Origin of the sequence: Limnochorda sp. L945t (genome assembly GCF_035593305.1) — a bacterium.
Classification (GTDB): domain Bacteria; phylum Bacillota; class Limnochordia; order Limnochordales; family Geochordaceae; genus Carboxydichorda; species Carboxydichorda subterranea.
This window is the reverse complement of record NZ_CP141615.1, coordinates 2,825,890-2,850,276: the sequence shown is the minus strand read 5'-3', so window position 1 is coordinate 2,850,276 and position 24,387 is coordinate 2,825,890. Positions and strand designations below refer to the sequence as shown.

23 protein-coding genes and 4 tRNA genes are annotated in these 24,387 nt (G+C 70.4%); 16 read left to right on the top strand and 11 right to left on the bottom strand.

The window, feature by feature from the left end:
• Positions 1-96 precede the first annotated feature (96 nt).
• The 6 genes from U7230_RS13150 to spoVT all read left to right on the top strand — a co-directional run bounded on the left by U7230_RS13150 (position 97) and on the right by spoVT (position 8,139).
• Positions 97-1,377, top strand: coding sequence for a bifunctional UDP-N-acetylglucosamine diphosphorylase/glucosamine-1-phosphate N-acetyltransferase GlmU (locus U7230_RS13150; protein WP_324716289.1), 1,281 nt, complete (start codon positions 97-99; stop codon positions 1,375-1,377).
• A complete protein-coding gene (locus U7230_RS13145) occupies positions 1,374-2,384 on the top strand; it encodes a ribose-phosphate diphosphokinase (protein ID WP_324716288.1) in 1,011 nt (336 codons plus the stop codon). The genes U7230_RS13150 and U7230_RS13145 overlap by 4 nt, the downstream gene beginning before the upstream one ends.
• Positions 2,385-2,388: 4 nt before the next feature.
• On the top strand, positions 2,389-3,066 hold the full coding sequence (locus U7230_RS13140) for a 50S ribosomal protein L25 (RefSeq protein ID WP_324716287.1): 678 nt from the start codon (positions 2,389-2,391) through the stop codon (positions 3,064-3,066).
• 38 nt (positions 3,067-3,104) lie between these two features.
• Positions 3,105-3,689: an aminoacyl-tRNA hydrolase gene (pth, locus tag U7230_RS13135; protein WP_324716286.1), complete on the top strand. Its 585-nt coding sequence runs from the start codon at positions 3,105-3,107 to the stop codon at positions 3,687-3,689.
• A gap of 120 nt (positions 3,690-3,809) precedes the next feature.
• The gene (gene mfd, locus U7230_RS13130; protein ID WP_324716285.1) at positions 3,810-7,409 is read left to right on the top strand and encodes a transcription-repair coupling factor; all 3,600 of its coding nucleotides are present in this window, start codon (positions 3,810-3,812) and stop codon (positions 7,407-7,409) included.
• Positions 7,410-7,584: 175 nt separating this feature from the next.
• The gene (gene spoVT / locus U7230_RS13125; protein WP_324716284.1) at positions 7,585-8,139 is read left to right on the top strand and encodes a stage V sporulation protein T; all 555 of its coding nucleotides are present in this window, start codon (positions 7,585-7,587) and stop codon (positions 8,137-8,139) included.
• Between the two features lie 123 nt (positions 8,140-8,262).
• Here spoVT and U7230_RS13120 read toward each other — a convergent pair whose 3' ends face one another.
• From U7230_RS13120 to U7230_RS13105, 4 genes are all read right to left on the bottom strand, one after another.
• The gene (locus U7230_RS13120; protein WP_324716283.1) at positions 8,263-8,598 is read right to left on the bottom strand and encodes an FtsB family cell division protein; all 336 of its coding nucleotides are present in this window, start codon (positions 8,596-8,598) and stop codon (positions 8,263-8,265) included.
• Positions 8,599-8,712: 114 nt separating this feature from the next.
• Complete coding sequence (yabQ, locus tag U7230_RS13115; RefSeq protein WP_324716282.1) at positions 8,713-9,102, bottom strand: spore cortex biosynthesis protein YabQ; 390 nt, start codon at positions 9,100-9,102, stop codon at positions 8,713-8,715.
• A gap of 131 nt (positions 9,103-9,233) precedes the next feature.
• The gene (yabP, locus tag U7230_RS13110; protein ID WP_324716281.1) at positions 9,234-9,524 is read right to left on the bottom strand and encodes a sporulation protein YabP; all 291 of its coding nucleotides are present in this window, start codon (positions 9,522-9,524) and stop codon (positions 9,234-9,236) included.
• 36 nt (positions 9,525-9,560) lie between these two features.
• Positions 9,561-10,538, bottom strand: a complete 978-nt coding sequence (locus U7230_RS13105) for a SpoIID/LytB domain-containing protein (RefSeq protein WP_324716280.1) — start codon at positions 10,536-10,538, stop codon at positions 9,561-9,563.
• A 159-nt stretch (positions 10,539-10,697) separates the two neighbouring features.
• Between U7230_RS13105 and mazG the strand changes: the two genes are divergently transcribed.
• From mazG to U7230_RS13085, 4 genes are all read left to right on the top strand, one after another.
• Positions 10,698-12,326 (top strand): nucleoside triphosphate pyrophosphohydrolase, encoded by a 1,629-nt coding sequence (gene mazG, locus U7230_RS13100; protein WP_324716279.1) that lies wholly within the window; start codon positions 10,698-10,700, stop codon positions 12,324-12,326.
• 120 nt (positions 12,327-12,446) lie between these two features.
• Positions 12,447-12,833: a S1 RNA-binding domain-containing protein gene (locus tag U7230_RS13095; protein ID WP_324716278.1), complete on the top strand. Its 387-nt coding sequence runs from the start codon at positions 12,447-12,449 to the stop codon at positions 12,831-12,833.
• A 15-nt stretch (positions 12,834-12,848) separates the two neighbouring features.
• Positions 12,849-13,598, top strand: coding sequence for a DUF501 domain-containing protein (locus tag U7230_RS13090; RefSeq protein ID WP_324716277.1), 750 nt, complete (start codon positions 12,849-12,851; stop codon positions 13,596-13,598).
• A 25-nt stretch (positions 13,599-13,623) separates the two neighbouring features.
• A tRNA-Leu gene (locus tag U7230_RS13085) sits at positions 13,624-13,712 on the top strand.
• 82 nt (positions 13,713-13,794) lie between these two features.
• On the opposite strand, the gene U7230_RS13080 is transcribed toward U7230_RS13085, so the two are convergent.
• Positions 13,795-15,321, bottom strand: coding sequence for a gluconokinase (locus U7230_RS13080; RefSeq protein ID WP_324716276.1), 1,527 nt, complete (start codon positions 15,319-15,321; stop codon positions 13,795-13,797).
• A 151-nt stretch (positions 15,322-15,472) separates the two neighbouring features.
• Here U7230_RS13080 and U7230_RS13075 point away from each other — a divergent pair, with 151 nt between their 5' ends.
• From U7230_RS13075 to U7230_RS13060, 4 genes are all read left to right on the top strand, one after another.
• Positions 15,473-16,168 (top strand): metal-dependent transcriptional regulator, encoded by a 696-nt coding sequence (locus tag U7230_RS13075; protein WP_324716275.1) that lies wholly within the window; start codon positions 15,473-15,475, stop codon positions 16,166-16,168.
• A 77-nt stretch (positions 16,169-16,245) separates the two neighbouring features.
• Positions 16,246-16,322, top strand: a tRNA-Met gene (locus U7230_RS13070).
• A 4-nt stretch (positions 16,323-16,326) separates the two neighbouring features.
• Positions 16,327-16,403: transfer RNA gene (locus tag U7230_RS13065), tRNA-Met, on the top strand.
• A 17-nt stretch (positions 16,404-16,420) separates the two neighbouring features.
• A tRNA-Lys gene (locus U7230_RS13060) sits at positions 16,421-16,496 on the top strand.
• 95 nt (positions 16,497-16,591) lie between these two features.
• Here U7230_RS13060 and U7230_RS13055 read toward each other — a convergent pair.
• Genes U7230_RS13055 through U7230_RS13040 form a run of 4 tightly spaced genes read right to left on the bottom strand, consistent with a single transcriptional unit; the run spans position 16,592 to position 20,237 of the window.
• A complete protein-coding gene (locus tag U7230_RS13055; protein WP_324716274.1) occupies positions 16,592-16,960 on the bottom strand; it encodes a ferredoxin family protein in 369 nt (122 codons plus the stop codon).
• Positions 16,957-18,276, bottom strand: coding sequence for an FAD-dependent oxidoreductase (locus U7230_RS13050; protein ID WP_324716273.1), 1,320 nt, complete (start codon positions 18,274-18,276; stop codon positions 16,957-16,959). Before U7230_RS13050 ends, U7230_RS13055 begins: the two co-directional genes overlap by 4 nt.
• Positions 18,266-19,375: an electron transfer flavoprotein subunit alpha/FixB family protein gene (locus U7230_RS13045; protein ID WP_324716272.1), complete on the bottom strand. Its 1,110-nt coding sequence runs from the start codon at positions 19,373-19,375 to the stop codon at positions 18,266-18,268. The genes U7230_RS13050 and U7230_RS13045 overlap by 11 nt, the downstream gene beginning before the upstream one ends.
• Positions 19,376-19,394: 19 nt before the next feature.
• Entirely contained in the window at positions 19,395-20,237 is an 843-nt protein-coding gene (locus U7230_RS13040; protein ID WP_324716271.1) for an electron transfer flavoprotein subunit beta/FixA family protein, read from the bottom strand.
• Positions 20,238-20,477: 240 nt separating this feature from the next.
• Here U7230_RS13040 and U7230_RS13035 point away from each other — a divergent pair, with 240 nt between their 5' ends.
• Positions 20,478-21,080 (top strand): thymidine kinase, encoded by a 603-nt coding sequence (locus tag U7230_RS13035; protein WP_324716270.1) that lies wholly within the window; start codon positions 20,478-20,480, stop codon positions 21,078-21,080.
• A gap of 142 nt (positions 21,081-21,222) precedes the next feature.
• On the top strand, positions 21,223-22,077 hold the full coding sequence (locus U7230_RS13030) for a DegV family protein (protein WP_324716269.1): 855 nt from the start codon (positions 21,223-21,225) through the stop codon (positions 22,075-22,077).
• A 103-nt stretch (positions 22,078-22,180) separates the two neighbouring features.
• Here the strand turns inward: U7230_RS13030 and U7230_RS13025 are convergent, their stop codons facing one another.
• Together U7230_RS13025 and U7230_RS13020 are read right to left on the bottom strand one after the other, a co-directional pair.
• Positions 22,181-23,362, bottom strand: coding sequence for a hypothetical protein (locus U7230_RS13025; RefSeq protein WP_324716268.1), 1,182 nt, complete (start codon positions 23,360-23,362; stop codon positions 22,181-22,183).
• 43 nt (positions 23,363-23,405) lie between these two features.
• Positions 23,406-24,284 carry a hypothetical protein gene (locus U7230_RS13020; RefSeq protein WP_324716267.1) on the bottom strand — a complete coding sequence of 293 codons (879 nt, stop codon included), beginning with the start codon at positions 24,282-24,284 and terminating at the stop codon, positions 23,406-23,408.
• Positions 24,285-24,387: the final 103 nt, after the last annotated feature.

Below are 24,387 nucleotides of genomic sequence, written 5' to 3'. Positions count from 1 at the left end.
GCCCCGGTCTGGTCGGTTGGGGCACCACAGCAGGACCCCCGCTCCACCTGGGGGTCCTGCTGCCGCCCGGAGGAAATCGACGTCGCTCGGCGAACCATGCAGGGCACCGATGAAAGGCGTCATGGAAGATCGGCCGGCGTGGGCATGGCTGCCATGAGCCACCGGGACGGGGTCGGGGTGCCAGGACCGGGCGGGGGGGCAGGAACGAGCGCGTCAGGAGGGTCGTTTCGCGCCCGACAGGGACGCGAAGCGTCCCGCGCGGCCACCGCGTGGGTCCTCCTGGCCGCCGGCATGGGCACCCGCATGAAGTCGTCCCTGCCCAAGGTGCTCCATCCCCTGTGTGGCAGGCCTCTCGGGAGCTTCGCGCTGGAGACCGCCCGCCGCTGGCAGCCGGCTCAGGTCGTGGTGGTGACCGGGCACGAGGCCGAGCAGGTCGAGGCGGAGCTCGGCCGGTGGGCGCGCCGGATGGGCATGGCCGTCACGTTCGCGCGCCAGCAACCCCAACTGGGTACCGGGCACGCGGTGCTGCAAGCCCTGCCCCACCTCGCCCCCTCCGTGGACGAGGTGGTGGTCTCGTACGCGGATACGCCCCTCGTCTCCGAAGGGACGCTGCAGCGGCTCTGCGAGCGCCGCCGGGCTGCGGGCGCCGAGCTCGCCATGCTCACCGCCCTGCTGGACGACCCTCATGGTTACGGGCGCGTCATCCGGGCTCCGGGAGAGCCGGAGCGGGTCACGAGCGTGGTGGAGGAGCGGGACGCCACCCCCGAGCAGCGCGCCATCCGGGAGATCAACGCGGGCGTCTACGCCTTCGCACGCCCGGCGCTCGAGCGCGCCCTCGCCGCCCTGCGCCCGGACAACGCTCAGCACGAGTATTATCTCACCGACGCGGTGGGCTTGCTGGCCGCGAGCCCGGCCGGCGGGGTCGTGGCCGTCCCCGTGGAAGACCCGCAGGAGATCCTTGGCGTCAACGACCGCCGCCAGCTGCACCAGATGGAGGCGTTGTTGCGGGGGGCGGCCCGGGGCAGGCTCATGGCCTCGGGCGTGACGTTCGCCGGCGATCCCCCGTGCGTGGTGGATCCCTGGGTGGAGGTGGGCAGGGACAGCGTCTTGCATGCCGGAGCCTGGCTCTTGGGGGAGACCCGCCTGGGAGAACGGTGCTGGATAGGTCCTGGCGCCGTTTTGATAGACTGTCAACTGGAGGATGACGTGGTCGTAGAAGGCACGATGCTCGTCGAATGCCGGGTGGGGAAGGGTGCCCGCGTTGGTGCCGGTGCCTGGATTGCACCAAGAGGGACTCGCATTCGGGCGGGCGCGCGGGTGGGGGCGGTAGCTTTTCCGGACGCCGGCGGATATCCCAGAGGGGGTGGAAGGGCATGATCGACGGCGCCTCCCTGGAGCCTCGGCTGGATCATCATCACAAACGCCTGCGGATCTTCAGCGGCAACGCCAATCCACAGCTGGCCCGGGACGTAGCGGCCTGCCTGGGTGTCGACCTCGGAGCCGCGAGGGTGGGGCGGTTCCGGGACGGCGAGGTCAACGTGCGCATCCTGGAGAGCGTGCGGGGAGCTCACGTCTTCATCATCCAATCCACGTTCGCCCCCGCAGAGAACGTGATGGAACTCCTCATCATGATCGACGCCATGAAGCGCGCCTCCGCCGCAGAGGTGGCCGCCGTCGTCCCGTACTACGGATACGCCCGTCAGGACCGGAAGATGCAGGCCAGGGACCCGATTTCGGCCAAGCTGCTCGCCAACCTGCTCGCCGCCGCCGGTGCGGACCGGGTGCTGACCATCGACCTGCACGCCGGCCAGATCCAGGGGTTTTTCGACATTCCCGTGGACAACCTCAAGGCGCTGCCCATCCTCGCCGACTACTTCGCCTCGCTCCACCTGCCTTCGCCGGTGGTGGTGGCGCCGGACGTGGGCGGCGTGGTGCGGGCCCGTGAACTGGCCGAGCGCCTCGGGTGCGGGCTGGCGATCTGCGACAAGCGGCGCCCCGAACCCAACGTGGCCGAGGTCATGCACGTCATCGGCGACGTGGCCGGTCACACCGCCATCCTGGTGGATGATATCATTGACACCGGCGGCACGCTGGCCCAGGCGGCGACCGCGCTGGTCGAGGAAGGAGCACGGGCGGTGTACGGGTGCGCCACCCACGGGATCTTCTCGCCGGGCGCCTTCGAGCGGATGGCCGCGGCGCCCATCGTAGAGGTCGTGATCACGGATACGATTCCCCTGCCCGCCAGGGTGGCCTTCGACCGCCTGCGGGTGCTGTCGGTGGCGCCCCTGCTCGCCGAGGCCATCCGGAGCATTTTCACCGAGGAGTCCGTCAGCCGGCTCTTCACGATTCCAACTCCCGCCGCAAGGCGGGCGGAGGTGACCTGAGATCGTGGCAGACCTGGAGATCGCCGTCTCGTCCCGCACCCAGACGGGTAAAGGGGCGGCACGCAAGCTGCGCCGGAGCGGCCGGGTGCCGGGAAGCCTCTACGGTCCCGGGACGTCCCTGCCCATCGAGGTGGACGGTCGCGCCCTGGAGCGCCTGTTGCGCTCCGAGGGGTCGCGGGCGAAACTGATCCGGGTGAAGGTGGAAGGAGAGGTCGATGGGGCGCCGGAGCGCCAGGCGCTGGTGAAGGAGGTCCAGCGGGACCCCGTGAGCGGGGAGATCCTCCACGTGGACTTCTACGCGCCTCCGATGGACCGCCCGGTCAGGGCCTCGGTGCCGGTGCTCGTGGAGGGGGCCGAGGAGCTCGAGCGGCGGGGGCTCGTGCCGGCCATGGGCGAGCGCGAGATCGAGGTGGAGTGCTTGCCCACGGCCATCCCGCCCTACTTCGCGGTCAACGTGGCGTCCCTGGACGCCGGCCAAAGCCTCACGGTGGCAGACCTTCCGGTCCCTGAGGGGCTGCGCATCCTGACCGACCCGGAGACCGTGCTGGTGAGCGCGATCGTGCCGAGGTCCACGGCCGAGGAGCAGGCACAGCCGGCCGCGGTCGAGGCGGCGCCGGCCGAGCCGGAGCGGGTCACGAGAAAGCGCGAGGCTGAGGAAGAAGAGGACGAGAAGGAGCGCTGAGATCCGGTCCGGTGGGCGGGACGGGCCCGGTCTCTGCCGTGCGGTTGGTGGTGGGCCTCGGTAACCCGGGGCCCCGCTACGCGACGACACGGCACAACATGGGTTTTCGCGCCCTCGACCACCTGGCGCGCCGGCTGGGCGGCGCCCGGCCCGTCGCGCTGTGCGAGGCGATGGTGGTGCGGGCCCGGTCCGCGGGCATCGAGTGGCTCCTCGCCTACCCGTTGACCTACATGAACGAGAGCGGCCGGGCGGTGGCATGCCTGGTCGACCGGTGGCGCGTGCCTCTGGACGCTGTCCTCGTCGTGTACGACGACATGGCGCTGCCCCCGGGCCGAATCCGGATCCGGCGCGGCGGGAGCAGCGGCGCGCATAAGGGTATGCAGTCGATCCTCGATCACCTGGGCACCTCCCAGGTTGCGAGACTCCGGATCGGCATCGGCGAGCCCCCTCCCGGAGTGAGCGGCGTCGACTACGTGCTGCAGCCGCCCGGGCCGGACGAGGAGCCCCTGCTGGACGACGCCGTGGCGATGGCCGCGCAGGCGGCCGAGTGCTGGGGCCGTTACGGCGTCGAGGAGGCCATGGCCCGATTCAACGCGGCGTCGCCCGGAGAGCAGCGTCCTTGACAGCGTCGGCGCCGGCGTCACGATCCAAAAAGAAAGCTTCGGCGAGGACGGTGAAGCCGGCCGCTCCCCACCAGCGGAGCAGGCCGGCCGAGAGCGCGTGGTGAGGAGTTGGCGTCGAGCATGGTACTGGCAGGGCTGGTGAGCCTGGTACGCGAGGCGGAGAGCGTTCGCCGCATCGTGCGGGGCTTTTCTGAGGTCCCGTCCGAGCAGATGGTCGTGGGGGTCACGGGTTCCCAGAAAAGCACGCTCGTGGCCGCGCTCTTCGAAGAGCTCAACGGTCGGGCCCAGGAGCCGCTACCCGTCCTGGTGCTCACCCACACGCGTACCACGGCCGAGCGCTGGAGGGACGACCTGCTGCACCTCGTCGGCGAGGAGCGGGTCGGCTACTTCCCGGCCGTGGAGACCCTGCCCCACGAAGAGGTCTCCCCGTCTCCCGAACTGGTCGGGCAACGGCTGGACGCGCTGATGCGCCTGGCCGGCGCAGGTCGCCCGGTCTCCGTGGTGGTGGCGGAGGTGACGGCGGCCACCGAGCGGCTCGTGCCGGCCGACGTGCTCGCCCGCCACGTGCACCGGATCCGGGTGGGAGATCGGAGGGATCCGGCGGAGCTCGCCCGCGCCCTGACGGCGGCGGGTTACGAGCGCCGCACGAAAGTGCAGGGGCCCGGGCAGCTGAGCTTGCGGGGAGACATCCTGGACTGCCTGCCCCTGGACCGCAGCGCAGGGGTGCGGATCGAGTGGTTCGACGACGTGGTGGAATCCATCCGCCTCTTCGACGTGGAGAGCCAGCGTTCGGCCGGGCACCTGGAGGAGGTGGTGCTCGGACCGGCCCGGGAGTTCCTGCTACCCGGCGACGGCCCCGGCGAGGGCCTGGCGCGCCTGGAGGCGTCGGCGCGCCGGCAGGCGCAGCGGCTGCGCGCGGTGGGCAAGGAGGAGGAGGCGCAAAAGCTCCTCGATCGCACGGGCGCCCATCTGGAGCGTATCTCGCAACAAGGGTACGTCGAAGGCGCCGACCAGTACCGGCCGCTCTTCTTCGGCCGGCTCCCCCTGTTGCCCGAGTATGGCGCCCCGGCCCTGGTGGTGCTGGACGACCCCTCGCGCTTGAAGGAGCGGGTGAGTGCGGCGCAGACCGAGTGGAGCGAGACCTTCACTTCCCTGCTGGAGCGGGGGCGGGTCCTCCCCGAGGAGGACCGGGTGTTCGGGTGGTGGGACGACCTGGTTCGGGCGTCCCGCCGCAGCCGAACGTTGTACCTGACCCTCCTGCCGCGTCGCCTGGCGGAGACCGAACCCCAGCACGTGCACTCCCTGCCCGTCCGCCCCGCCGACTCGTTCCACGGCAACTGGCAGCTTCTCGCCGACGAGCTGCGCAACCGCCAGCGGCAGCGCTTCCGCGTGCTCCTGGCCCTGAGCGGGCAGGGCCGGGCGGAGCGGGTACGTGAGGGCCTGGTAGGCGAGTCGGTGCCCGCGATCCTTTCGGAGCGGCTCGACGGCCAGCTCAAGCCCGGCAACGTGGTGGTGGTGCCGGCACCCCTGGAGTCGGGATTCGAGCTGGCCGAGCTGCGGCTGCTGGTGCTCACCGAGGCGGAGGTGTACGGCACCCCAAGGCGCCCGGCCCGGCGCGCCAGGACGGCGCCCACGGAGGCCGGGGCGCGCATCACGGACTACCTGGAGCTGCGCGAGGGCGACTACGTGGTGCACGTCAACCACGGCATCGGCCGCTACCAGGGCATTCAAACGATGGACGTCGCGGGAGTACGGCGGGACTACCTGGTAGTGCGCTACGCCGGAGAAGACCGGCTGTACGTGCCGACCGACCAGGTCCACCTGCTGCAAAAGTACATCGGCAGCGACGACGAGCCGCCCAAGCTGCACCGGCTCGGCGGGGGCGAGTGGGCCAGGGTCAAGAAGCGGGTGGAAGAATCCGTTCACGAGATGGCCAGGTCGCTGCTGGAACTCTATGCGGCCCGCCAGGCCCAGCCCGGTATCGCCTTTGGCCCTGATTCGCCGTGGCAACGGGAGTTCGAGGAGGCGTTCCCGTACGAGGAGACCCCGGACCAGCTACGGGCCACCGAAGAGGTCAAGCGAGACATGGAGCGGCCGCGCCCCATGGACCGGCTCTTGTGCGGTGACGTCGGGTACGGCAAGACCGAGGTGGCCATGCGGGCCGCGTTCAAAGCGGTGGCCGACGGGCGCCAGGTGGCCGTGCTGGTGCCGACGACGATCCTGGCCCAGCAGCACTACCGCACGTTCTCGGAGCGGATGGCCGGCTACCCGGTGCGGCTCGAGATGCTCTCCCGCTTCCAATCCGCGAGCGAGCAGGCGGCCATCATCGAGGGGCTTCGGCTGGGCACGATCGACGTCGTGATCGGCACCCACCGGTTGTTGTCGAAGGACGTGCAGTTCAAGAACCTCGGCTTGGTCATCGTAGACGAGGAGCAGCGCTTCGGCGTGGCCCAGAAGGAGCGCTTGAAAGAACTGCGCCGTACGGTCGACGTCTTGACGATGACCGCGACCCCCATTCCCCGTACCCTGCACATGGCGCTGTCAGGGCTGCGGGACATGAGCGTGATTGAGACCCCCCCAGAAGGGCGTTATCCGGTTCGAACGTATGTGGTAGAGTTCCAGGACGATCTCATCCGGGACGCCATCACCCGGGAGCTGGCGCGGCAAGGGCAAGTCTACTTCGTCTACAACCGGGTCCAGACCATCGACCGCATGGCCGCCCACGTCCAGGCTCTGGTGCCGGAGGCCAGGGTGGCGGTGGCGCATGGGCAGATGGACGAGTCCCGCCTCGAGCAGGTCATGCTCGATTTCCTCAACGGCCAGTACGACGTGCTGGTCTGCACGACCATCATCGAGACGGGCATGGACATTGGCAACGTCAATACGCTGATCGTATACGACGCCGACCGGATGGGCCTCGCCCAGCTGTACCAGTTGCGGGGCCGGGTCGGGCGCTCGCACCGGGTGGCGTACGCGTACTTCACGTACCGCAAGGAGCGGGTGCTCTCGGAGGATGCGGAGCGCCGGCTGGAGGCGATCCGGGAGTTCACGGAGCTGGGCTCGGGCTTCAAGATCGCGCTGCGAGACCTGGAGATCCGGGGCGCGGGGAATCTCTTGGGGCCCGAGCAGCACGGTCACATCGCTTCGGTCGGGTTCGAGATGTATTGCCGGCTACTGGAAGAGGCGGTCCGTGAGGTGAAGGGCGAGACGGTGCAGAAGCCGCCCGAGCCCGTGCTGGATCTGAGTGTCGATGCGTACCTGCCGGACGAGTACGTACCGGATGCGGCGCAGAAGGTCGAGTTTTACCGGCGGATCGCCGCCGCTGAAGGTTACGACGAAATCGAGGCGATTGCGGCCGACCTGAGGGACCGTTTCGGGGAGCTGCCGGTCAGCGTCGAGCACCTGTTGGAGGTGGCCCGGCTCAAGCTCCTGGCTCGGGAGACGGGCGTGGCGACGATCACGCTGGAGCGCGACAGCGCAGCCGTCAAAGCCTGGCCGGGGATCCAGCTACCGCCGGTGGGAGTCGCCAGGGCCGCCTCGATGCTCCGGGGGCGCCTGAGCTTCCGCCCCAACCGGACCGACGTGGTGTGGCTGCGGCGGGCGGGGCTGGACGACGGGCAGTTGCTGGCGGCGTTGCGCACGCTTCTGGAACAGGTCCGGGAGGCGTGGCCCCAGGCCAAGGGCGTTGAGGCGACGGTAAGCGGCGGAGTGAAGAGCTAGGGGGTGTCCATCGCTACCATGGCGATGAAACCCGGCGAAAACCGCCCTGTATAGGTCAAATTGCACGGCTGTATACTACGGCCGGGAAGCAGGAGAAGATCGCGGCAGGCGCTACGGCAGGCAACCGGCCGGCGGCAGTCGTGGAAGTGCAGGTTGTGATGTGGAGGGGTGGCACGTGAAGGCTACCGGGATCGTCCGGCGCATCGACGACCTCGGGCGAGTGGTCATACCCAAGGAGATCCGCAGGACCCTCAGGATTCGTGAGGGAGACCCGCTCGAGATTTTCGTGGACCGCGAGGGCGAGGTCATCCTGAAGAAATACTCCCCCATCGGCGAGCTGGGGGAGTTTGCCCAGGAGTACGCAGACTCGCTCTACGAGACGACCGGCCATATCGCGATCATTACCGACCGGGACGCGGTGGTGGCGGTAGCCGGTGCGCCCAAGAAGCAATGGATGGACAAGCCGGTGACCCCCGCGATCGAGCGGGTCATGGAAGGCCGCAAACCGGTGCTCTTCCCCCGCCCCGGAGAGACCCGAGCCCCGGGGGAGGGTGAGGAGGAAGAGCGCTGGGAGTTCATCTCCATGGTCGTCGCCCCCATCATCGCCGAAGGGGATCCCATCGGAGCGGTAGTGCTGGGGACCAAGGAGCCCGACAAGCGCGTCGGTGAGCTCGAACTGAAGCTGGCGGAGACGGCCGCCGGTTTTCTGGCCAAGCAGATGGAGCAGTAAAGGCGGTCCGCGCGCGGCACGAACGCCACCGTGCCTTCACGCTTCCCCCGGCCGCCCCGGCAAGCACCGGCCCACGCCCGCGCACGGGCAGCACGGGCGTGGGGGGCGGGGCGGAGACCGGTGCTAACGCTTGTCCACCCGATACGGGTCGCCGGGCGGCACCACCACGGCCGGCTCGAAGACCTGCTCCCCGGGCTTCACGAGCCCCAGCATGACCCGTGCCCTCGACTCCACCGCAGCCGGTTGGGACGCCTCCCGCAGCGCCTTCTCCAGGCGGGCGTTGCTCGAGCGCTGCGCGGCGATGGCCGCCTGCAGGCGATCGAGCCTGCGGTGCATCTCGTAGGTCCGGTAGGCCGCTCCCGCGAACGAAGCGATGCCCATGAGGGCGACGAGCACGCCGGCCCGCACCCATAGCTTGCGGCCCAGGCGGTAGCGCCGCCCCCGAAAGTGGAAGACCACCCCGACCGACCCCCGTCGCCGGCCCCAGCGGCCGTTGAGGCCGGCGAAGCATCCTACTTCCCCGGACGGGGGCCGAGCTCCTGCCCGCGTTGGAGAACGGGTGCCCCGGGGCGCTCAGGGCACCCCCCAGGGGCGGCTGCGACGCACGATCCCCCACCACGCGCCGCAGGCGCGCCGGGCCAGGGCTCCCAGGCCGGCCCACACCGACCAGCACGCCTGCTCCACGAGCGGGCTCAACGTGACGAAGTAGACCACAGCACCGGTCCCGAGCCCCACGAGCGTGGACAGCCGCATCTGGGCCCCGTCGGCGACGAGGAGCAGGGTGAAGGCGACGGGCCCGAGCACGGCGAGGAAGACGAGGTCGAGCACGAACAGCGCGGGCGAGCGGCGCCCGAAACGCATCATGCCTTTGAAGCAACGGTAGAGGTCCCACGCCAGGCCCAGGACGACGCCGGCCAGCGCGACCCTCCCCACCAGGGCCATCTGGCCCAGGAGCGTGATCATGTCCGCCCAACCCCCTATCCGGCGACGCTCACCATGCTATGGGGGTGGGGCGGGAGAGGTGAAAAGACGGCGAGAGCGAGCGTGAGCGGACGGCACGGCGTGACGCCCTGCCGGGGCGCGGGTCCTCGGGGTCACCGGGTGAGCCGGCGCAAGATGCCGCGCACCCTGCGCTTCGCCGCCTCCTGCGCGTACTCGAGGCTGTGGACGAGGCCGGTGACGGCCATCGTGCCCTGATCGACGTCGAGGGCGTGAATCTGCATGCCCTCCCCGCGAATGATCAGCGTGCCCGCGTCGGTCTGCAGCGTCATCACCTGTTCGTCGAAGCTGTCGACGCTGAGGACGCCCTGCAGCTCCAGCTGCTGGCGCCCCTTGAGCAGGAGCTGATGGCGAACCTGTCCCGGCTGTTCCCCCCGCTCCGCCACCGGCGCGCACCTCCGGGCCATCTATATGCAGCCCGCTCACCACAACTTCTCGATGCGAGCGCCGGGATAGAAGGCCTGCACGATCTGCTGGGCCGAGCGTCCCTGGCGCGCCATCAACAGCGCATCCCACTGGCTCAAGCCGACCCCGTGCCCGGAGCCGGTCCCCTCCACCACCAGCCGGCCCTTGGCAAAGGTGAAGGTGCGCGCCAGGGTAGAGCGCATGCGGTCCGACCCCAGCGCGACCCTCAGGTCGTTGCCGCTGATGGTGCGCCGCCCCCCGGAGCCGACCACCTCGACCTGGGTGATCCGGCCCGTCGGGCCCCTCGAGGTGACGTGGATGGACTGGATCGTGCCGACCGTGATCCCCTTCTTGGCCAGGGCGCTGCGCACTTCCGCCTCGGAAAACTCCGCCCGCCAGGAGCGGAACTGGCCCGGCACCAGCGGGTTGGACGGCAGCTTCACGGGACGCAGGTAGGGCGCCTGTTCGTCGGGAAGCCCCAACCCTTCCTGTGGCGTCGTAGTCTGGCCGCCGCTGTAGGCGTGGAACCACGCCTTGGCGTAGCGCCCCTGGTACGTCAACACCTGCCCCCGGGTGCTGTCGACCGCCCGGCGAATGGCCGGGCTGATGCGAGAGGGGTTATAGGCCTGGGTCTCGACCGGATCGGTCGACATGTCCGTGCCGTGGAGCGAGCGGGTGCCGCCCCTGGACATCATCTCCAGGGTGAAGGTGCGGGCCAGGATCGCCTGGGCGGCGTACGCGCTCTCCGGCCAGTTTTCCCACATCTCGCCGGCCACGACGCCGGCCACGTACTGTTCGATGGGGATCTCCGTGCGCTGGCCGGTCTGGTTGACGTAAAGGGAGATGCGGGGTTCGCTCTGGAAGCGCTGGACCTGGCCGGGCTGCCCGCGCTCCGGCGGGGGACTTCCGGGAAATCCTGAGAGGTAGAACACCGCCCCCGCCACGATCAGGAGTCCCAAGGTGGTCAGGACGGCAGTTCGCTTGCGGTTTGACATGTCGGGGTGTCAGCGTGCCTCCTCCGGGCCATCGACTGGAGCTTGGATAGGCCCTCTTCGCCTGGCTAGTGTGTCACGGGACGGCCGCGCGCTTGTACGGGTGGGGCGGGGCCAGCTAGAATCGCCAGTGTTGGAAACCCAGGGCAGGTGGCGATGGGCATGGCGATCACGGTAGTGGGCCTCGGTCCCGGGCCGGCCGACCTCCTCTCGGTGCGGGCAGAGCGAGCGCTCCGGCAGGCCGGCACGCTCGTCCTGCGAACGGCGAAGCATGCCATGGCCGCGACACTACGCGAGTGGGGCGTGGCGTTCTCCACGTTCGACCAACTGTACGAGCGCTACGAGACCTTCGACCAGGTTTACGAAGCCATGGCGGAGGCGCTCCTGGCGATGGACGCCTCGGGGGAGACGTCGGGCAGCCCGGCCACAGGAGGGGGCGGCGGCGTGACCTTCGCCGTGCCCGGCCATCCCCTGATAGGGGAGCGCAGCGTGACGCTCCTGCTCGCCAGGGCCCGGGAGCGGGGCGTGCAGGTCGAGGTGATCCCCAGCTTGAGCGGCGCGGAAGCGGCATGGGCCGAACTGGGCGTGGACCCGCTGGAGGTGGGGGCCGCCTTCGTGGACGCCCACGACCTGGCGAGCGCGCCCTCGTCGCCGCAGACCCTGCCGCCCCCGGCGGGACGGGCGTGGGAACGGCGTCGGGGTTATCTCGTGCTCCAGGTCGACAGCCCGGTGCTCGCCTCCCAGGTCAAGGCGGTGCTGGGCCAGCTCCGGGGCGACAATCAGCCCGTGGCGCTCATCCGGCGCGCGGGAGCGGGAGCAGCCGCGCACATCGAGTGGCTGCCCCTGCACGAGCTCGATCGCGGGCGGCGCTTCGACCACGAGACGGCGGTGTACGTGCCGCCGGCGGATCCCGGGGCGGTGCCTGGCCCTGGGGAGGGTATCGAAGTGCTGGCCAGGGTGATGGCCAGGCTGCGTGCCCCGGACGGCTGCCCGTGGGATCGCCGCCAGAGCCCGATGTCGCTGCGCAAGTACGTGATCGAAGAGGCGTACGAGGTGTGCGACGCCATCGAGCGCGACGACATGGCGGGCCTGGAGGAGGAGCTGGGCGACCTCCTGCTGCAGGTGCTGTTCCAGGCGCAGATCGGCGACGAGCAGGGGCTCTTCGACCTGGCGGGGGTGATCGAACGCCTGCGGGCCAAGCTGGTACGGCGCCACCCCCACGTTTTCGGGGACGCGACCGCCAGGACCGCCGCCGAGGTGCTGCAGCGCTGGGAAGCCATCAAGCGGGAAGAACGGCAGGAGAAGGGCGAGCCGGCGGCGCCGTCGAGCCGCATGGACGACGTGGCGCGGGCCTTGCCGGCGCTGGCGTACGCCGACGCCGTCCAGCGCAAGGCGGCCGAGGTGGGCTTCGAGTGGCCCGACGTCTCGGGGGCGGGGCGCAAGGCGCTGGAGGAGGCCCTGGAGCTCCGCCGGGCATGGGCCGACCAGGACCCCGATGCCACCCACCGGGAACTGGGCGACCTCTTGTTCGCGATCGTCAACGTCGCCCGCTACATGCACGTCGACGCCGAACTCGCGTTGCGCGACGCCGTGCACCGTTTCGCCCGGCGCTTTCGTATGGTGGAGGAGAAGGCGAAGGAGCAGGGCCGGATCCTGGACGAGATGAGCCTGCAGGAGATGGACGCGCTTTGGGACGAGGCGAAACGGGAGCTCCAGGATGCTCCGGAGCAGAGCCGCGGGGGTCCGCCGGTTCGAACCGACTCGGGCAAACTCGAAAAGGGCGGAAGTTAATCGCTTGCAAGGCCGCCAATCGCCGTATTGACAGGAATTGCGCCGCCTCCTATAATCGGGGTGCCCGTGGTAGGCCCTTCGGGCACAAGCCTCGACGACGGGGGAGGAATTGGCTTCCGCATGGCCGTTGAAGTCGGCAGCGTTCTGGAGGGGAAGGTTACCGGGATTACCCATTTCGGAGCGTTCGTGGAGCTGCCTGACGGGGTGACCGGTTTGGTGCACATCTCGGAGATAGCGGATACGTACGTCCGGGACGTGCGCGATTACCTGACGGAAAACCAGGTCGTCAAAGTCAAGGTCATCAACGTGTCGGACGGCAGGGTGGGGCTTTCCATCCGGCAGGTGTACGGGCCCCCTCAGCGCAGTGGCGGCCGCGGAGCCCGGGGGCGTGGGTCTTCGTTCGAGGAGAAGCTCCAGCGCTTCATGAAGGAAAGCGAGCAGCGCCAGCAGGACCTGCGGCGCAGCATGGATTCCAAGCGGGGCGGGCGCGGCACTCGCCGGGGTTGACGGGCTCGTCCCGGCGTGATCCGTGACGATGGGGACGACAGGGGAGCGGCCGGGGTGACCGGCCGCTCTTTCGTTGGGGGCGCAAGACCGGGGGAGTTGCCCGGGTGGTGGGACCCCGTGGGGCCGGGCGACGAGGCGATCGCCGGCGAGCAGCTGGGGCGGCCGGCACGGGGGATCGTGGCCGTCGGGGCCCGCTGCCGGTTTGGCAAGCCTCTCGTGACGGTGACGGCTCCGCTCGTCCCCGACCGCCATGGCCGGCTCCGCCCGTTTCCCACCACGTTGTGGCTGACCTGCCCGTACCTGGTCGAAGCGGTGAGCCGCATCGAGTCGCAAGGGTCAATCCACCGCCTGGCGACGGAAGTGCGCCGCGACCAGGCGCTGGCCGCCCGCCTCGAAGCGGCGCACCGTGGGGCTGCCCGCCTCCGCAGGCTGCTGATGGGGACAACGGGGGCGCCCGGCGCCGGCGGCCCGGCTCCGAGCGTTCGAGGCCTTCCTCCCCACGCGCTCGAGCGGCTGGCCACGAGCGGCGTCGCGGGCATCCGCGAGCCGGCCGGCATCAAGTGCCTGCACGCCCACCTGGCGGACTACCTCGGGCGGGGCGACAACCCGATCGGGGAGTGGGTGACGAGGCAGCTGGCCGCGACCGGGGTCGACGTGAGCGGGTCGGCCGGCTGCCGGTGCGAGCGGGCCGGGTGCGGGGGCGAGGGCAAGGCCCCCACCTTGCCGCAGCAGGCGCATGCCCGTAGAATGAGGACAGAGTGTTGAAAGCACGAGGGCGGCGCCTTCCGGGGCCGGGGTGGCGAAACGGCAGACGCGGGGGACTTAAAATCCTCTGGGCTGGCGAAGCCCGTGCGGGTTCGAATCCCGCTCCCGGCACCAGCACGTCGGCCTCGCCTGAGCGGCGGGAGGAAGAGGCCGGCACCGCCCGGCGAGCCGGTGCCGGCGCAGGAACGGGCGCCGGCTATGCCAGACCCGCCAGCTCGTCGAAGAGCGGCTCCATGGCCGCGTAGACCTTCTGGAAAACTTCGTAGCCTCGCCGGTAGACGGCGTGGCGATCGGGGTCCGGGCGGTAGCGCCGGCCGGAGGCCACGAGCCGCCCGGCAGCGGCCCAGCTTTCGATGAACCCCACGGCCTTCATGGCGGCGATGGCCGCGCCGAGCGCCGACGCCTCCCGCAGCTCCAGGGCCGTGACGGGCCTGCCGAAGACGTCCGCCTGCATCTGCAGCCACGTCTCGGAGCGGGTGTAGCCGCCGCTTGCCCTCAGCTCCCCTTCGGCTCCGGTGAGCTCGACCAGGGCCCGGTACACCTGCAGCATCCGGTACGTCACGCCTTCCATGGCGGCCCGCGCCCAGTCGGCTGGCCCGTGGTCGATCCGAAGCCCGGCCACCACGCCGGACGCCCGGTCGTTCCACCCCGGGCTCCGCTCTCCGGTCAGGAGGGGCACGAACACGAGGCCCCGGCTGCCCGGTGGCACCGAGGCGGCCAGCCGGTCGAACTCCTGGTAAGAGAGGCCGCGGTTGCCGTCGGGAGAGGCGACTTGCACCAGCAGGCGGCGCAGCCACTGCAGCACGACGCCGCCGTTGTTGATGGCGCCTCCCGCGACCCACCACTGCCGGTCGAGGCAGTAGCACCAGGTGCGCTGCAGCGGATCGAGGAGCGGGCGGTCGTGGAGCACGCGTACCGCGCCGCTGGTGCCCACGGTGGAGCTGAAAACGGAGGGGCCCGTGCCGCCGCTCGCCACGTGCGCGAGCATCCCGTCGCCGGCTCCGGCCGCCACCGGCGTCGCCGGGTCGATGCCCAGGTAGGAGGCGATGGCCGGGTCCATGCCCGTGAGGGCGAAGGCCGCGTCGACCGGATCGGAGAGCTGGGAGCGTCGCAGTCCGGCAAAGGCCAACGCCTCGTCATCCCAGTCGTGGGTGAGGATGTTGAAGTAGCCCGTGCTGGACGCGATGGAGACGTCGACCACGTAGCGCCCGAACCACCGGGACAGCACGTACTCCTTCGCGGAGATCCAGCGGGCGGCCCGGGCGAAGCTCTCCGCCCGGGTGCGCCGCAGCCACCGCACTTTGGCCAGAGGGTGGAGCGCGTGCAAGGGGCAGCCGGTCCTCCGGTACAGGCTCCGAGCGACGGGGTCGTGACGGTATGCGGCGACTTCGGGGGCGGCGCGCCGGTCCATCCAGGTGTAGACCGGCGTGACCGGCTGCCCTCCGGCGTCCACGCCCAGCAGGGTGAACAGGGCGGAGCTGAGCCCGATGCCTTCCAGCCGTGCCCCGGGCCGGGTTGCCGTGGCTTGCTCCAGGGCCCGGCGGAGCGTGCCGAGCACACCGCCCCAGATGGCGTCAGGGGAGACCTCGGCCTGGCCGGGCTCTGCAGTCTCGACGGGCACCTCGACCGCAGCCTCGCCCACCGGTCGAGCGTCGCCGTCTACGACCAGCGAGCGCACCCCGCTCGACCCCATGTCCACGGCCGCAAACAGGGATGGCGCCACGAAAGCCGTCCCACCCTCCCACGGGCCCTCGCTCTCACCCGCTCGAGTACCATGTGACGACGCGGCGCACCTGCCATCGTCTTGGCGCCATGCGGGCGCCCCTACCCCCACGGTGGCCAGGGCGGTTGACGGCGGGGGAGTGCGGGAGGCTATGATCAGGTGCAGGCCCGACCCGGCGAGGACGGCGGAGCGCATGGAGCTGTCCCAGTCCAAAGAGGATTACCTGGCGGCGATCTACCGGCTCACCCAGCAGGGGGAGAAGGGTTCGACGACGGTCGTGGCCTCCAGGCTGGGAGTATCGGCCGCGTCCGCCACGGCGATGTTCCAGAAACTGGCGGCCGAGGGGCTGGTCGAGTACCGGGAGTACGCGGGAGTTTCCCTGACGCCCCACGGAGAGCGCCTGGCGCTCGACGTCATCCGGAGGCACCGGCTGGCGGAGCGGTTCTTGACGGACATCCTGGAGATCCCGTGGGACCGGGTCGACGAGATGGCCCATCGCATGGAGCACGCCCTGCCGCGGGAAGTGCTGGAGGGATTCGACCGGTTGCTCGGAGCGCCGACCACGTGCCCGCACGGCTATCCCATTCCGACGTCCGATGGGAGGGTCGTCGAGCGCCCGGCCAAGCCCCTTGCGCGGATGCAGCCGGGCGAGGAGGGGGCCGTCGTGCGGGTACGGGAGGATGACCCTGAGCTGTTGCGGTACCTGCGCGACTGCGGGCTCGTACCGGGCGCCCGCGTGCGGGTCGAGGCGCTGCGCCCCTTCGACGAGCCCATCACCCTGGTCGTGGACGGCAAGGAGCAGGTCGTCGGCCACCGCGTGGCCGAGTCCGTCTTCGTGGGCGCGTGAGTTGACGGAAACGGCCGATGGGTGTATATGTTATGGGTGCTCGCGAACGCGGCGAGCAGATCGGACGGGTGTGACGACGCGGGGTGGAGCAGCCTGGTAGCTCGTCGGGCTCATAACCCGAAGGTTGTCGGTTCGAATCCGACCCCCGCAACCACCTTGGCGGCGTAGCTCAGTTGGTCAGAGCACGCGGTTCATACCCGCGGAGTCGCTGGTTCGAGTCCAGCCGCCGCTACCAACCTCGTCCGAGCCGGTGCGCCAGTAGCTCAGTTGGTAGAGCAGCTGACTCTTAATCAGCGGGTCCGGGGTTCGAGTCCCTGCTGGCGCACCACTTCTTGCAGGTCCATGGGCAGGAGCCGTCCGGTGCAGGCGGCGAGCGAGGCGCCGGACGGCATCTTCTTCTCGCCCCATCCCTCCGGGCCTCGGTCAGCCCCTCTTGTAAGCGATGCCGCATCCGCCCGTCGGGTAATGCCACACCACGTTGGCCGAGGGGCAGGCGACCCGGCACGTACCGCATTCGAGGCAGTTTTCGTACGCCAGGCGCATGTGGCCGTCTTCCCACTGGTAGACGGCGGCCGGGCAAAACCAGAGGCACGGGCGCTCGCACCTCGTGCAGCGCTCCGGATCGGCCAGGGACAGGTGGGACGCCTCGTCCGCCCGATAGCGGATGGAAAAGAGCTTCTTCTCGACGGCGGCCGGGGAGGGAGGCCTCGCCTGCTGCCCCCGGGGCCTCCCGTCGCCGGCGTCCACCGCCGCGGCACTCGCGCCGGCCGTCGTGGCAGGAGCCGCCTTCATCCTCGCACCCCCCGAAATCCGTCCCAGGCAAGACGCATCAACGGCCTCCAGCCGCCTGCCGCTCGTACGATCTCCCGCAGCGCCTCGGCTTCTGCCTGGCGCTTGGGCGTGCCGTCGGCCAGGAAGTACCGGTAAGCCGCCCGGTTGATGCCGCCCACCAGATCGCCGAACAACCGGCGTCCACCCCACCGGTGCAACATGGAGGGCATGCGCCGGATCCTGCGGAGGTCCCTCCCGATGGCGGAGGCACGCAGCTCCCGGTCGTACGCCATCAGGCTGCGGGCGCTGAGATCGCCCCGCCGGTGGGCCTCGGCGATGACCCGGCCGGCCATCTGGCCGGAGAGCATCGCCAGGTTGGTACCCTCCCGGTGGAGGAAGTTGACCAGCCCTGCCGCATCTCCGCAGAGCACCCACCCGTCGCCGGCCAGGGCGGGCGGGAGCGCATCGTAAGCGCCCTCCGGGATCATGTGGGCGGAGTATTCCACGCTCTCCGCCCCCGCGATCAGCCGCCGGATCATCGGGTGGCGCTTGACGGACTCCAGTAGTTCGTACGGCGCGATGCGGTGGCGGGCCAGATCGTCGATCATGACGCCGATGCCGAGCGACAGGCTTTCCTTGTTGGTGTAGAGGAAGCCCAGGCCCACCATTCCTTGCGAGGTGTCCCCCAGGAACTCGATGGTGACTCCCTCGTTACCCTCGAGGTTGAAGCGGCTTTCGATGGTCTCCCGGGGCAGCGCCAGCACTTCCTTGACCGCCAGGCTCACCTGATCGGGGCGCCACCGGGGCAGCCCCAGCTTCTCCCGGAGCAGCGAGTTGACCCCGTCGGCGATCACGACCACGTCGGCGTAAAGCTCTCCCTCGTCCCGGTCGGTCAGGACGCCTGTCACCCGGCCGGTCTTCGGGTCGCGCAAAAGGTCGACGACCGTGGTCTGGTAGACGCCCAGGGCGCCGGCCTGCTCGGCCTTGGCGGCGAACCACGGGTCGAACCGCGCCCGGAAGGCGGTCCACGCGTTGGGCTCCCGACCGAACGCCTCGTGCCGGTGGCCCACGGTCACCATGGACTCCGGGCCGAGCAACCAGTAGCGCTGCTCGGTGACCACGCGCTCGACCGGAAAGCCGTTTTCTTTCCACGCTTCGCCGACCAGCGCCTCGATCGCGTGGCGGTACAGCACCCCGCCGAACATGTTTTTGGCTCCGGGGAACTCGCCCCGATCGAGGAGCGCCACCGACAGCCCGGAGGAAGCGAGCACCAGCGCCGCGGACGCGCCCGCCGGGCCTGCGCCCACGACAATGGCATCGAAATGCTCAGCGGCCATGCTCGTCACCACTTCTTCGAGAGGCGAGGGCCGACGCCGGAAGCCCTCGCCGCCTGCGGGCTTCTTCGATGAGCGCGGGCACCACCTCGTAGAGATCTCCCACGATGGCCACGTCGGCCGCAGCCATGATGGGAGCGTCCGGGTCGCGGTTGACGGCGACCACGGTTTCGGCGCCGCTCATGCCGACCAGGTGCTGCACCGCGCCGCTGATGCCGCAGGCGATGTACAACCGGGGTCGCACCGTGTGCCCCGTCTGCCCGACCTGGTGGGCGTGGTCGATCCACCCGGCCTCGACCGCCGGGCGGCTGGCGCCGACCTCTCCTCCCAGGGCGTCGGCCAGCTCCCGCAGCAGGCGAAACCCTTGAGGGCCGCCCAGCCCCCGGCCGCCGGCCACGATGACCCGGGCCTCCTCGAGGCGGACTCGATCGTGGGAGCGGGCGATCTCCACGACTCTAGCCGCGATGCGCGACTCGTCCAGCACGACCTCCACCGGTTGGATGCGGCCCGTGCGCCCGGGATCGGGCTCCAGCGCCTCGAACACCCCCGGGCGCGCCGTGGCCATCTGGGGCCGGTGTCGCTTGCACAGGATGGTGGCCATGAGCTTCTCGCTGAAGGCGGGGCGGCTGGCCAGCAGGAGCCGGGAGGGGGGCGGCTCGACGTCGAGCATCGTGCAGTCGGCCGTCAGCCCTGTCGGTATCCTCGTGGCGATCGCCCCGGCGAGGTCCCTGCCCGTGTAGGTCGCGCCGACCAAGACGATCTCGGGCCGGAAGTGGCGGATGACATGGAGCACGGCTTCGCTGTAAGGCTGCGTACGGTACGTCGCGAGGGCCGGGTGGTTCGCGAGGTACACGACGTCCGCGCCGTAAGCGATGGCCAGGCGAGCGACGGGCTCGACCCCGTGCCCCATCACCAGCGCCATGACCTCGCATCCCAGCTTCTCGGCCATGCGCCGTGCCTGCCCGAGCAATTGCCAGCTGACGGGGCGGGCCTCGCCGTCGTGCTGCTCGACCACGACCAGGATTCCCCGCCACTCCCGGCTCTCCGGCGAAACGCTCTGCTCGGTCGCTGCCGTCTCATCCGGCTCCGGGCGTGGCGCCACGCAACCGGTCATCTCTTCGTCACCCTTTCGCGACTGCCGCGGGTGCCCACCCGAGCTTCTCGGGCAGCCGGCGCTGGTCCAAGAGCTCGAAGAGCGCGTGAGCCGCTGCCTCAGGAGGCTGCCCCTCCAGGCGCTGGCCCGCTCTCCGGATCGGTTCGGGGACCCACGCCTTGCCGACCACGGTGGGAGACCCCTTGAGCCCGATCTGGCCGCGGTCGATTTCCGGGAAATCCTTGAGGGTCCAGACGATGGGCTGGTAGCGCACGGCTCGGAGCACCGCCGGCAGGGATGCCCGGTGGACCTTGTTGATGGTCTCCATGACGGTCAGCACCGCGGGCAAGGATGTCTCGACCACCTCCGCGCCGTCCTCGAGGTGGCGGCGCACCCGGATCCGCCGCTCGGACGGGTCCAGCCGATCGATGGCGTCGACGTACGTGAGCTGCTCGAACTGCAGCCGGGCTGCCAGGCCTGGGCCCACCTGCCCCGTGTCGCCGTCGATGGTCTGCTTCCCGCACAGCACGAGGTCGACCGGCCCCCACAAGGACGCGGCCTTGCGGATCCCCTCGGCGAGGGCGTACGAGGTCGCCAGCGTATCGGCTCCGGCAAACGCCCGGTCGCTGATGAGCACGCCCTCGTCTGCGCCCAGGGCCACGCACTCCTTGACGGCGCTCACGGCCATCATCGGCCCCATGGAAAGCGCCGTGACGCGGGTCCCCGGGAACCGCCCCTTGATGCGGACGGCCTCCTCGACGGCGTGGAGGTCGTACGGGTTGACGACGGACGGAACGCCCTGGCGCATCAAGGTGTTGGTCTTGGGATCCACCCGGATTTCGCGGCTGTCCGGCACCTGCTTGATGCACACGACGATGTGCAGCCCAAACCCCTCCCGCCGAGGCGCCGCCCTTCCGTACTGCCGGGCGCGCGGCTCGTGAAAGACTTCACAAGGCTAAGATTACCACGGGCTCGTCTTGGCATCTACGGGACATGCAACGGGGCCGATCGTCCCGAATCCTCCGTGCCGGCCAGGGAGTGCCGGCACGGGTGGCGAACGCCTGGTGGGGGATCAGACGGGCCGATCGGCCCGAGGGGGATGGGAGAAGGCGTGGCAGGGAGGCTGAGCGTCATCTGTGGCCCCATGTTCGCGGGCAAGTCCAGCGAGCTATTGCGCAGGATCCGGCGCGCCCTGCATGCCCGGCGTCCGGTCCTGCTGTTCAAGCCCTGGGTCGATACCCGTAGCCACGGGATCTCGAGCCACGACGGTTTGCTCATGGAGGCCCACATCGTGCGTTCGGCCTCGGAGATCGCCTACCTGGCGGGCCAGGCACCCAACACCCTGGTGGCCATCGACGAGGGGCAGTTCTTCGACGACGGGATCGCCGGGGTCGTCGTCGACCTGGTCGAGCGTGGCCACGAGGTGGCGGTGGCAGGTCTCGATCTCGACTATCAGGGACAGCCCTTCGGGCCCATGCCCGTGCTCCTCGCCCTCGCCGACGAAGTCGTGAAGCTTTCTGCCATCTGCGTGCGGTGCGGGGCTGACGCCACCCGCACCCAGCGCCTGGTCGACGGGCAGCCGGCAGGGCCCGGCGAGCGGGTGCTCATCGGAGGGGCCGAGTCGTACGAGCCCCGTTGCCTGCGCTGTTGGGTCTCACCTGCCGTAGCTGCCGGGCGGCCCGCAGGGGCGGCATCGCGGCCCGCCGGAGCGTGAGCCAACCTTGCGCCCGTTGCCCGGTGAATCCCTTAGAGGCTCAAACCCCGAGCCGCAGCAACCGGCGCTCTTCCAGGGTATGGTACGATATGCCTCGGAACGCATGGGCCCCGCGGCAGCCTGACAGCGAGGGGGGAGGCCCGTGACTCGCGTCGCCGTCATCACGGACACCGTCGCCAACCTGCCGGAGGCGGTCTACCGCCGGTACGGCGTACGGGTCGTGCCGCAGATCGTGATCTTCGGCGAGACGTCCTACCGGGAGGGGATCGATCTGACCCTGGAGGAGTTCTACCGGCGGTTGGCCCTGGCGGACCCGCTGCCGATCACCTCCCGGCCGACGCCCCAGTCGTATCTCGAGGCGTTCGAGGATGCTTCCCGGGAGGCCGAGGAGGTCGTGGTGCTCACGCCGTCGGCTCGCCTGAGCGGCGCCTACGACGCGGCCATGACGGCGGCGAGGGAGTGGGGCGGCCGGGCGACGATCGTCGACACCAAGACGGCCTCCATCGCACAGGGGTTCCTGGTGCTGGAGGCGGCGCGCGTTGCGAGTACGGGGGCCAGCGCTGCGGAGGTGGAGACCAGGGTGCGCCAGCTGCGGCCCCGAGTCGCCATGTATGCCGCGGTGCACACGCTGCGGTACCTGCAGCGCACCGGCCGGGTGGGACGGGCGGCCGCGGCCGTGGGGTCTTTGCTGCAAATCAAGCCGATCATCACGATCGGGCAGGACGGCGTGGTGGACACGGCGGATCGCGTGCGTTCGTGGGGGCGGGCTCTGGAGCGGCTGGTGGAGCTGATCGCCTCCGAGCGGCCCGCGATGTCGAGCGGCCGGTTGCACGTGGGCGTGATGCATGCCGAAGCAAGAGACGACGGGCAGGCCGTCCTGGAGCGGATCGAGGAGCGTTTCCCCATCGTGGAGCGGTACTTCGGCTACTTCACGCCGGCGGTGGCGACCCACACCGGGCCGGGCCTCGTGGGCGTGTCGTACTGGTGGGAAACATGAAGCCGGCAGGAGACCGCCGGGGAGAGGGGGGGCCCGTTCCCGGCCCTGCGCCCTCTCCTCTCGCCTACCGAGCCTCGAGCCCCCGCCGACGCCCGGGCCCTCGTCAAAATCCGCCGCTGACCATGAGCCCGAGACCCAGCGACTTGGCGTCGGCGCCTTTCGGCAGCTCCTGGAGGTTGACCACCTGGAGCGAGGCGGTGACGACGCCGGCGCCTCCGCCGATCGAACCGTAGACACGGGCTTCGGGATCGACGGAATCCTTGACCACCCCGAGCCCGGCGCGCACGAAGCGCCCCAGGCCGGCGTCCGCCTGGGCGTAGAGCCGGTTGAACGCCTCCTCGCCGGGCTTGTTGATCCCGACCCGGGCATAGCCGCCGGTCAGCTCGAGCAGCCCTGCCGGGAGAGGCCGCCAGTGCGCCGCGACCAGGGCCGTGGCGGGAAGGACGTACGTAACGTCCTGCGCTCCCTTCCAGACCAAAGTGCCGTCGGCCTGGAGCTCGGTGAGCTCTTCGACGCCGGTCCACTGGAGCTGTCCGTAGCCCACCACGGCAGCCTCCACCGAGAAGCTCGGGCGCAGGCCGGCCACGATGCCGGCATCCACGGCGTAGCCGGTGCCGTCACGCGATCTCCACGCCCGGAGGGCAGGGCCGGTTGCAGCCGGTGGCGAGAACGTGCCGTCGGCGTTCAACGCATAATACCCGTGGCCCTTCAGGAAGTGGATGCCCGCTCCCACGGAGAAGCTGGAGAGCCCGAGCGCCTTCGGGATGACCGGTACCGGCGTGTTGGCCCGAACCGAGAGGTCGGACCACGCCGCGCTGACGAGGCGTGTCCCGGTGAGGTCGTAAGGTCCGCCGAGCGCTTGGCGGGCCGCGTCGGCCGCGAGCCTCAGGAAACCCGCGGGAAGATGAGCGCCGGCCTGGGCCATCAGGCCGTAGCCCACCTCGAACGCCATGACGTTGGCCCGCAGCCGGGCCGCGCCCGACGTACGGAGGACCTCGGCCTCCCCGGGGTACCGGCTGGCGAGCTCTCCGATGGCTTTCCATGGATCCCCGGACGTCGCGGATCGCACCACGTCCCCCACGGTCCAGGCGCTGGAGAACGACTCCAGGCTCACGGGTCCCGCCGACAGGGACAAAGCCTGCCACGCAAAGGCGGCAGGGTTGGCGGCCACCGGGCTGCCGAGCACCAGGTACGGGGAGGGCGCGACGGCCCCGCCCGCTGCCTGAGCCACCCCGGACCACGCCAGGACCGCGGCCCCTACGACCCCGAACGTCCACCTGCGCATGACCTCGTACACCTCCCTGGTTGGCGCCGGGCAGTACCTCTCGCTATACACTCTCTTCGAGAGTTTTCAGGAATTCCTGAAGCGCGCCCTTCACCCGGTCCCGGCTCCTGGCGGCGCGGCTTCGCTCCTGGAGCACCTGCCCGAGCCGCTCGAGCACCTGGTCCACGTTGGCATCGGCACCCGCCGGCTGCCGCTCGAGAGAGGTGAGGCGAGATTCCAACTTTTGCAACCGATCGACGATGGCGGTCAACTGGCTGCGGGTCAGTTCGCTGAGTTCACTCAAAGCGCGCGAGATCGCGGCGAGGTCGCCCGCCGCGGGCGCAGGCGCCGCTGCCGGCGCTGCCGTGGGGGCTGGCGGAGCCGTCCTTGCCGCCGCCGCGCGCCGCCCTCCCCTGCGGCCTTCCGCCGGAGCAGGGGCCTTCTCCGCCCGGGCCGGCGCGCCCGCTGCCGGGGCCGCTCGCCGCGGTGCCTCGGCTCGGCCGGCTGCCCCGCGGCGCCGCCCGCCCGCTGCCCGGGCCCCCACGCCTTCGGGCCGCGCCTTGCGCTGCAGGTAATAGTACCGCTGGTTGATGTAATCGGCGGGCTGGCCGAGCTCTCGGGCGAGCTCGTTGGCCACTTCGCGCAGCGAGCGGTTTTCTTTCTTTGCCCGCTCGAACGCTTCTAGAATACGCTGGTCTTGCTCCGCGGTGACCCGCGGGCGTCCGCCGCGCCGCCGCCGCACGGGGGCTTGCGCCGCCTCCGCGGCGACCCGGCCCGGCTGGGCCGGGCTCGCCTGAGCGGGCTCGGCTGTCCCACCTTGCTCGTCTTCCAGATGGGCAGGGGCAGTCGGCACTTCCGCGAGATCGAGGCCGTTGAAGTCCTCGTCGTCACCGCCGTTCGTCGAACCAGACCACTGCTCGGTGCGCTCCGGGTTGTCCGGCATGCTCTGCACACGCTCCTCTCGTCGAGATCGACGGTTCAACGGATCTCCGGGGAAGCACTCGGGTTCCAGACATTCTAGATTCTATTTGCCCTGCACCGCTCCT